The following is an 8607-nucleotide window of genomic DNA, read 5'->3' as shown; positions in this document are numbered from 1 at the left end:
CCCAAATTCCGCCATAGCTCTTATGTTGCGGCGGCTAGGCATAGTGGCTTCCTGTCATGTTTGTGTTGTCTCTTGGTCGCCAAGAGAAGGCCCTAACGGTTCAACACGTGCAATAAAGTGTGCGTCGTGCGTTGGCGTAAAGCCCCCAGGCCATGAAGATAATTGCGATCGCGTAGAGCCAGGTTTCATGCGTGGCGATGAAACCCTGTATCGGCAGGCCCAATGTTCCTGCCGCCGGCAGTACGGAGGCGATTGTCGCAATTACAAGGGGCAGAATTGGCGAGCAGCATAGAAGTGTTGGCACGATCGCGACGATCGCGCCCAGGATCGTCTTGCCGGATGTAACGTGTGCACCCTGTTTCAACCCGTAGATCCCGAGCGCGGTGGTCAGGCCGAGCAGGGCCGCCATGATGAGTGCCAGGCCAGCCTCACCCACGGTAAGAAAGCGCAGAGAGACCAGTCCGATCGCTCCACCGGTATCGGTTGCGGGCAGCACCAGAAGATAGAAGCCAAGGCCGATCAGGAAGGTCGCCGCGCCCCAGATTCGCGTGCGCCGATCCGCCAGCGCAAGCCGGATCGCGACCGGCATCTGGATGATATTCTGGATCGTTGTCGCGATCATGATTTTGGTTCCGACGCGATGAAAGCCTTGATCTTGCCGAACGTTGCCGAAGGTGTGGACGAGACGGCCTGGATCTTGTTGTCGGTGCCGATCAGATCGTAGACATCGACATAGTGATGTGGATTGTAGAGCGCATAAAGTGCTTTGGTATCGTCTCCGAAGACGAAATGGGGATCACGCATCAGACTCGGGGCGGTCTGCTCGGCGAATTTGGTGATGCCGATGCCCGGATAACCGCCATTCTTGTAGTCGCGCAGGACGATGACCAGAATATCCGACTTGTCGATCAGTGCCTTCTCATGAGCGAAGGTGCGCAGTCCGGCCCGACAACTGCCGCACCAGGTTGCAACCTGCCAGAGCATGACAGGGTGGCCTTTGAATGCCTCCAGTTCCACGGTCTTGCCATTGCTGATGAACGATGCGGGCGGCGCGGCTTGATCAGCCGGACTCGGCGCGTTCTTCGGTCCCATCACGCCGGAGGGCGAGCCGAGCGCCATTGCTGGCAGTGCTAGAAGTCCGGCGAGAAGCGTCATTCGATGCGGGAGGAGATGTTTTGACATCAGACGTTTGACCATGGGGATTATCCTTGTTTTGTATGATGATTAACCGGCGCAGCAGGAGAGCTGGGATACGTCCTTGGTGAAAGTCTGAGCGGCGAGTTTGATGCCCTCCGTCATCACCAGATACGGGAACAGAATGTCTCCAAGTTCTTGCACCGTCATCCGGTGCCGGATGGCGAGAGCTGCGGTCTGGATCATCTCGCCGGCATTGTGCGCGAGAATCTGCGCGCCGATCAGTCGGCCGGTGCGGGCTTCGGCGACCAGCTTGACGAATCCCCTCGTGTCGAAATTGGCGAGCGCGCGTGGGACATTTTCCAGGTCGAGACGGCGCGATATGGCCTCGATTCCGGCCGTTCTCGCCTGCCCCTCGTCCAGTCCGACGGTCGCAACCGCTGGGTCGGTGAAGACCACCGCGGGAACCACCGAGAGGTCGAGACTGGCGTCGCCACCCGTCATGTTGACCGCTGCCCGCGTGCCGGCCGCCGCGGCGACATAGACAAGCTGTGGCATCGTGCTGCAATCGCCCGCTGCGTAGATATTCGCAGCCGATGTCCGCAGATGGTCATCGACGATGATCCTGCCATTGCGGTCGGTCGTCACGCTGGCCTTGTCGAGGGCAAGCCCTTCGGTGTTGGGATGACGACCGGTCGCCACCAGCAGTCGCTCCGCCTCGACCTTCTCGGCACCGAAGGCCACGATGAAGCGACCAGCGTCATAGCTTATCCGTTCGGCCTGTGTGTCATTGAGCACGCGGATGCCTTCGGCTTCGAATGCCTGCTGTAGTGCCGCACCGAGTTCAGGGTCATCGCGCGTAAGCAGTGTGCTGCGCGCCAGCAGTGTCACCTCGACGCCAAGGCGGTGATACGCCTGGGCCAGTTCGAGGGCCACAAAAGACGAACCGATCACCACCAGCCGTGCGGGCAGTTCTTCGGCGAAGAGAGCATCCGTCGAGGTCCAGTAGGGCGTGTCAGCCAGACCCGGCACCGGCGGAATCATCGGTGACGCGCCGGTCGCGATAAGGATACGGTCAGGCGCCAGCTGTGTAACCTGGCCGGCTTGGTCGGTGATCGTCAGCATCCGTGCATCCGCGAAGCGTGCCTCGCCGCGCAGCAATGTGATCTTCGGATTGTTGGCGATGATTGTCTCATACTTGGCACCGCGCAATGCCTCTACGCGATCGCGCATCTGGTTGAGCAACGGCTTCCGGTCCACAGGTTCCTGACTGCGGGCGATCCCGTCGAACGAGTGATGTTCCCGCTCATGGCGGATTTCCGCGGCCCGTAGGGTGATCTTCGAAGGGACGCAGCCGACATTGACGCAGGTACCGCCAATGATCTCGCCCCGCTCGACCATGGTCACCCGTGCGCCAGCCTCAGTGGCACGGATCGCGGCCGCGAATGCCGCACCGCCGCTGCCGATGATCGCAACATGCAAACTGCCCCCCACATCACCATCATGGCCCGGAGATGCTGACCCGATCAGGGGCTCCAGCCCGTAGCCGCTCGGTCTTACAGCCGCCCTCAAAGCCTCGATCTCAATACCCGCATCACTTCTGATCTCGGCGATAGTGCTGTCGTAGGAGACAGAGGCATCGATGCCGGGCATCCGGTTCAGGGCTGCCTCGGCGGTCCGCGCGCAGTGCTCGCAGGTCATTCCGGTAACCCGTAGCGATAGCGTCGCCATGCATCTTTCCTTCCAGATATAGGCTTGGTGGATCACCGACCCACGGCACGGGCACGGCATTGGCCCGATCGGGCATACCGGGGTATAGATCCTGGAGTAACTACAGGAGCAAGGGGTATTTCAATGATCGCGGGTGAAAAGAACTCGTCAGGTTCCAGACCAACAGCGGCACTTGGTGGTCTGGAAGTCCCGATTGGTGCCGCCGCAGAGCGAAGCGGGTGTGGCATTGAGACCATCAGATTCTATGAGAAGGCCGGCGTGCTACCGCGAGCTCGACGCAGCGAAAGCGGTCGGCGGGTCTATGACGATCGCGATGTCGCGCGGATTACATTTATCCGCCGGGCCCGCGAACTCGGCTTTACACTGGATGAGGTCCGTAAATTGCTGAAGCTTGCCGATATGCGTGGCATACCCTGCTGCGAGGTCCAGGACATGGCGATTGAGCATCGTGAAGATATCCAGGCAAAAATCGCTGATCTGCGAAGGATGCAGGAGGTTCTCGATATCCTGATCGCTCAGTGTCAGGTTGGTGATCAGCCTGGGTGCCAGCTTATTGACGCACTCTTTAGGCAAACAGGCTCAATCTGACTGCCCCGATCACTTTCGTGTGGCAATGTTCCTCGCCGACGCCTCAATACCCTTTGAGGACGCGATATTCGCCGCTTTTCCCGTATGCTCCTGCGCTTTGGTTGATGGCGACGCAGGGACGATTGCCTGGTTCGCAGCGTGTTAGCTTGTCGAGCATTCCCTTTTTCACCCAAGCGGCGTGATTGGCCTGCAACATGGCGATTTCGCCTCGTAGCTGACTGACCGTGGTGCGGTCCCACCAGACAACGGCCGTGCTGCTCAGCCAGCCGAACAGCATCAACCCGACAGTCAGGGCCACGATCCACCCCAGCAACCGCCAGCTTGCCCAAGATACGATCCGGCTCAGCGCCTTTTCCGCAACCGCCATGCCCCCTGCCAGTCCGGCCAGATCGTCCAGAATCGGTTTGGTCGCCTTCCGGACCGTTGCGACACCTTCCTTGCCCACCTGCTCCAACGCCGTTGTCACCGCGGCGCTGACCGCCTCGCGCACCCGCTCTTCGAGGCTCGAGGCTTCCTCCGCCAGTTTCTGCCGCTCCTGAGCGAGCGCCGCTCGCTCCTCCGCCAGCCCGGTGAGCATGCGCTGCACGACCGCCTGCTGCTGCTCGGCGATCTCCATCAGCCCGTAGAGATGATCCTCCGCGCTACTCACATCGACATCCCCCGATCCCGCGACACCGATCTTTCCTGCTGCTTCCGGGCGGCCGCCCGCTCGGCTTCAAGCGCCAGCTGGCCACGCATGTCTCTCTCCGCGCCCTCCATCAACCGGCCAATGGCCCGCCCGGCGTCTGGCGACGCCAGCACCCGCGCCAGTGCAGATCCATCCTTCACCCCAAAGTCACGGCCTCGCGCCCGCAGGATCCGCGCCGCTTCTGAATGACGATCCAACATCTGCTCAAACCCCAGCAGCTCCGCCCGCGCCCCACCGACCAGAGCCGGATCAGCCGCCAGCGCCGGCAACGCCTTGTTGTATGCCTCCGACAGCCGCGTCCATTCCCGCACCAGCCCATGCGCCTGCCTGTCTCGGGCGGCTTCTTCCATCCGCTGCTGCCGATGCGCCTCGTACCGCTCCCGGAACCCGGCACGTCCCGCCGCGATCTCGCGCGCTGCCACCGCCTCACGTGGCGGCACCTCGATCCCCCGCCGACTGGCATAGGCAGCCCGGTCATAGTCGAGCGTGGTTTCCTTCGCCTGAGATCGGGAGAGCCGCGCCGACAGGGCGGCCACGTCGCTGAATTCCTCCCGATCGGCATAGAGCGTCACCCCGTCCCGGTGCCGCGTCATCGCCACATAGGTCAGATGCCGGTCCATCGTCCCGGAAGCCAGCACATAGGCCCGGTCCACCGTCGCCCCCTGCGCCTTGTGAATGGTGGTGGCATATCCGTGATCCACGGCGGCATAATCCGCCATCGGGATCGATACGGCCCGGCCCCGCCCAGGCCCGGAGGAAGAATCCAGCCGCACCACCAACCGCTGCCCATCCATCTCATCGGGGCCAGACACAAGCTCCACGGTCGCCAGCATCCCGTTCTTCACGCCCAGCTCGCGGTTGTTCTCGCGGAACAGCACCCGGTCTCCCGGCGCAAAGGCGCGCTCGCCCTCGGTCGTGCGATAAACCCGCTCGTCCGCCAGCTCGCCCCGCTCGCGCCGAACCGTCCGGATCGCCTCGTTGAGGTCCCGCACGTCCGCGTTGCGATGCGCCAGCACCAGGCGCGAACCGTCCGGCCGCGCCTCCATATCGGCCGCCACATCGCGCACGATCGCATCCCGCGCGTGCTCGGCCTTATCCTCCAGCCGGATTGCGCCGCGCTCGGCATAGGCCGCCAGCCCTTCTTCCGTCCGGTGCCGGCCCAAATCAACGGACGCCTCGCGCTGCCAGCCTTCCCGCTGCCGGCGGATTTCTTCCAGCTCCACGAAGCCGACACGCTCGGCCACGGCACGGAAGGCCGCACCTGGCCCGATCGGCTGCAACTGCTCGGGATCACCCACCAGCACGATCTTGGCCCCCGCCCGGTCCACCGTCTGAATGAACTGGGAAAGCTGCTTCGAGCCGACCATCCCGGCCTCGTCGATCACGAACACGTCGCGCGGCCCGAGCTGGTTGAACCCGCGCTCCCAGCCTCTCTCCCATGAGGCCAGCGTGCGGGACACAATGCCCGCCGACTCTTCCAGCCCCTCGGCCGCCTTGCCGGCCAGCGCCGCGCCATGAACGTGGTAGCCCTCGGCCTGCCATGCCTCGCGGGCCGCAGCCAGCATCGTGCTCTTGCCCGCTCCGGCCAGCCCCACCACGGCCGCGATCCGCCCCGGCCCGGTGACATGCTCGATCGCCGCTCGCTGCTCGTCGGCGAGGAATGGCCGCGCCTCAATCGCCGCCGCCACGCGCCGTCCAGCGACACCGCCCCCCCGCCCATCCGCCATGCGATCGGCGCTGATCGCCATGTCGCGCTCGATGCCGACCATTTCCCGTGTCGAATAGCGCGCCTGCTCGACCACCTGCCCGCGCTCGTCACGCTGCTCGGCCTGCAATTCCACCAGGGCCGGCGAAGCCATGACCGTGGCAAAGGCCGCCTGGAACGCAACCGCGTCGCCGATGTATCGATGCAGCGTGCGCGCCACGTCATGCCGGTCGAACACACTCTTTTCATTGGTGATGAGTGTCAGTACCTGCTCGGGCTTCTCGCGGATCAGCGCGGCGTTGCGCTTCGCCGCGTCTTCATCGATCCGAACCCGCGACACATCCTTGCCGCGCCGCTCCATCTGCGTGGCATGAACGCCCATATGCTGTGTCGGCTCGATCTCAAGCCCGCGCTCCTGGTGCGAGCGATGGTCAACCCTTATGTCCAGCCCGGCCCGCGCCAGATGCTCGTTCGTCCGTTCTTCCCAGCCGATACGGATGTCCCGAAGCTGTTCATGCGAAGTCGGCAACCCCAGCGCCACCAGGCGCTTGTTCTCCAACTCAAGTTCCGACTTATCGCCCAGCCCCTCCGATGCAACCTTCCGCGTTGTCATCATGATGTGCGCGTGATGATTGCGAACGTCGGTATGGCCGTGCGGGCTGTGGATCGCGAAATCCACCGCCACGCCATATCGATCGGCGAGGCCCTGGGCGAACTCCCGCGTCAGCTCAAGCCGTTGCTCGGCGGACAGCTCATGCGGTAAGGCAACCTCGATTTCCCGAGCGACACGCGCATCCTTGCGTTTCTCAGACGCCTCGGCCGCATTCCATAAAGCTGAACGGTCCTTGGCCCATTCAGCATCGGCACTTTCCGGCAAGACGATCTCGGCATGCTCAACGCCTGAGCGTCGGCTGAAATCATGCACCATCCCGTCACGGGCGTTTTCCAGCTTCTCGGCCGCCCGATAGGCCGCAGCCGCAACGGAGCTTCGCCCCGAGGCCCGCGACATGGGTTTCATGCTCAAATGATAGATCGCCATGGTACGATCTTACTACCAAGCACTGAGTTGCGCAGCAACTCGTAAGTGCGCACTTAAAGCTTCACTACGTTTCGCATTAAGTGATAGCTATCGTCATATTGGCGGAGTAATCTATGCTAGATGTGTCGAAGATTTATGCATCTTTATACCCGATATGGATGGCCAGTTTAGACACATGCTGGAAGTTTGAGCGAGAACCGGTGATATTCCGATCGATGCAATCGATTTGTCCAAATTGTAGTGTACCGATGACCTGCCAGAATGATGACAGTTGCTGGTGCACGAAACTGCCGACCGCCACGCCGATGCCGGCGGATGACGCAGCTCACTGCGTCTGCCCGAATTGCCTGCGCGAGATGCAGGACAAGGCACGGCCAGCCATCGATGCCGCCGATCACGACAGAACCGAGGAAAACCCATGGCTCGCAAACCCATTGAACAGCAAATAGCCCAGCTTGAGGCTCGCGCCAAAACCCTCAAGGCACGGCTGGCAAAGCAGGATCGTGCAAGAGATACCCGCCGCAAAATCCTCATCGGCGCGTTGGTGCTTGACCGTCTCGAACACAACGGCGATGCCGAATTCTCCGAACGCCTCGCCAACTGGCTTCGGCGCGAGCTCCCAGGTTTCCTCACCCGCGAAGACGACAAGGCTCTCTTCGCCGATCTGCTGAATGGTAAAACCGGCGCACCGGCAACAATTCCAGAATCCCGGAAGGCCGAGGCGTAATATCACTCAGTGGTGATCCGTTCTTGCTTCCGCCAATTCGTCACCCTCATCCTGGGGGATGTGGGTTTGGATGTCAGTGCTCTGGCTCATGGGAGCGCCTCCCATGGATTGAGCAGCGGCACACCGGTTGTGTGAAAGTCCGCGACGTTGCGGGTCACGATGGTCATGCCATGGGCCAACGCTGTCGCGGCGATGAGCGCATCCCGTTCGGAGTGAGGATCAGGAACATGCAAGGTCGCGCAGCGCCGGGCGACGGCTGTATCCACGGGGAAAATACGGCCCTCGAACTCCAGTAAGACCTGCTTTTCCAGCCAGGCACGCAGCAAACCCCCTTGGTCGGGGTCTTTCCGCTCGATTTGCAGGATTCCGATCTCGATTTCGAGGATAGTGATAGCCGAGATGTAGAGGGTTTTGGCGTCTACGCTGTCGGCCCAGCTAGCCACCTGTGGGTGCGCCCTGCCCAGGCGCACTTTGCGTAGTTCTGACACGACATTGGTATCGAGGATGAACATCAGGTGAAATTAGCCGGGCGAAGGCCGATGCTGACGCGAGGCGGGTCAAATTCGATATCGGTAAGGCCCGGCATGGCCAGAGCATCCGCAATGCTCCGGTGTTTGCCTGTGATGCGTCGGTATTCCTCGATACTGAGCAGGACGTGTGCGGGTTTGCCGCGGTCTGTGATGAATACCGGCCCTTCTGAAGTGGCTTTCTTGGCCCGACTGGTATCCTGATTGAACTCCCTGCTGGATATGGTGGTGATAGTCATGGGCGCACTCCTGCTGTCAGGGGCAATATGTTAATGTATAAACGTTACTACAAAAACTTTCTTTCGTCAATGCCACTTTGCTTTTCTGGCTGCGGAGAGAGGTCAAGGAGCCGCCCCGAGGCCGCAGCGGAGCGCAGTCTGTAGGGCGCGAGCACCGAACGGGCGAGGACGGCAGGCCTTGCCGGTCCTCGATGCCTCGGAGCTGCCCTGGCCCGAAGTAACGAAACGC

General features: G+C 62.0%; 10 protein-coding genes. 3 read left to right on the top strand and 7 right to left on the bottom strand.

Annotated elements, in window-relative coordinates; translation table 11 throughout:
* Positions 1–100 precede the first annotated feature (100 nt).
* Genes FN369_RS08190 through merA form a run of 3 tightly spaced genes read right to left on the bottom strand, consistent with a single transcriptional unit; the run spans position 101 to position 2865 of the window.
* Entirely contained in the window at positions 101–622 is a 522-nt protein-coding gene (locus FN369_RS08190) for a hypothetical protein (protein WP_142525678.1), read from the bottom strand.
* A complete protein-coding gene (locus FN369_RS08185; protein ID WP_142525677.1) occupies positions 619–1197 on the bottom strand; it encodes a thioredoxin domain-containing protein in 579 nt (192 codons plus the stop codon). The genes FN369_RS08190 and FN369_RS08185 overlap by 4 nt, the downstream gene beginning before the upstream one ends.
* Before the next feature lie 27 nt (positions 1198–1224).
* Positions 1225–2865 (bottom strand): mercury(II) reductase, encoded by a 1641-nt coding sequence (gene merA, locus FN369_RS08180; RefSeq protein ID WP_142525676.1) that lies wholly within the window; start codon positions 2863–2865, stop codon positions 1225–1227.
* A 123-nt stretch (positions 2866–2988) separates the two neighbouring features.
* On the opposite strand from merA, the gene FN369_RS08175 reads away from it, so the two are divergent.
* Positions 2989–3453, top strand: a complete 465-nt coding sequence (locus tag FN369_RS08175; RefSeq protein ID WP_142525675.1) for a MerR family transcriptional regulator — start codon at positions 2989–2991, stop codon at positions 3451–3453.
* A 43-nt stretch (positions 3454–3496) separates the two neighbouring features.
* On the opposite strand, the gene FN369_RS08170 is transcribed toward FN369_RS08175, so the two are convergent.
* Together FN369_RS08170 and traA are read right to left on the bottom strand one after the other, a co-directional pair.
* Entirely contained in the window at positions 3497–4102 is a 606-nt protein-coding gene (locus FN369_RS08170; protein ID WP_142525674.1) for a hypothetical protein, read from the bottom strand.
* Complete coding sequence (traA, locus tag FN369_RS08165; protein WP_142525673.1) at positions 4099–6885, bottom strand: Ti-type conjugative transfer relaxase TraA; 2787 nt, start codon at positions 6883–6885, stop codon at positions 4099–4101. Before traA ends, FN369_RS08170 begins: the two co-directional genes overlap by 4 nt.
* Positions 6886–7133: 248 nt before the next feature.
* On the opposite strand from traA, the gene FN369_RS11210 reads away from it, so the two are divergent.
* Together FN369_RS11210 and FN369_RS08160 are read left to right on the top strand one after the other, a co-directional pair.
* Positions 7134–7334 (top strand): hypothetical protein, encoded by a 201-nt coding sequence (locus tag FN369_RS11210; RefSeq protein ID WP_178087756.1) that lies wholly within the window; start codon positions 7134–7136, stop codon positions 7332–7334.
* The gene (locus tag FN369_RS08160) at positions 7304–7612 is read left to right on the top strand and encodes a mobilization protein (RefSeq protein ID WP_142525672.1); all 309 of its coding nucleotides are present in this window, start codon (positions 7304–7306) and stop codon (positions 7610–7612) included. Before FN369_RS11210 ends, FN369_RS08160 begins: the two co-directional genes overlap by 31 nt.
* A gap of 86 nt (positions 7613–7698) precedes the next feature.
* Here FN369_RS08160 and FN369_RS08155 read toward each other — a convergent pair whose 3' ends face one another.
* Together FN369_RS08155 and FN369_RS08150 are read right to left on the bottom strand one after the other, a co-directional pair.
* Positions 7699–8124, bottom strand: coding sequence for a type II toxin-antitoxin system VapC family toxin (locus FN369_RS08155; protein WP_142525671.1), 426 nt, complete (start codon positions 8122–8124; stop codon positions 7699–7701).
* Complete coding sequence (locus tag FN369_RS08150) at positions 8124–8378, bottom strand: type II toxin-antitoxin system Phd/YefM family antitoxin (RefSeq protein WP_142525670.1); 255 nt, start codon at positions 8376–8378, stop codon at positions 8124–8126. Before FN369_RS08150 ends, FN369_RS08155 begins: the two co-directional genes overlap by 1 nt.
* Between the last annotated feature and the right edge of the window lie 229 nt (positions 8379–8607).

This window comes from Methylacidimicrobium cyclopophantes (genome assembly GCF_902143385.2).
GTDB classification, from domain to species: Bacteria; Verrucomicrobiota; Verrucomicrobiia; order Methylacidiphilales; family Methylacidiphilaceae; genus Methylacidimicrobium; species Methylacidimicrobium cyclopophantes.
This window is presented reverse-complemented; position numbering and strand designations above follow the sequence as displayed.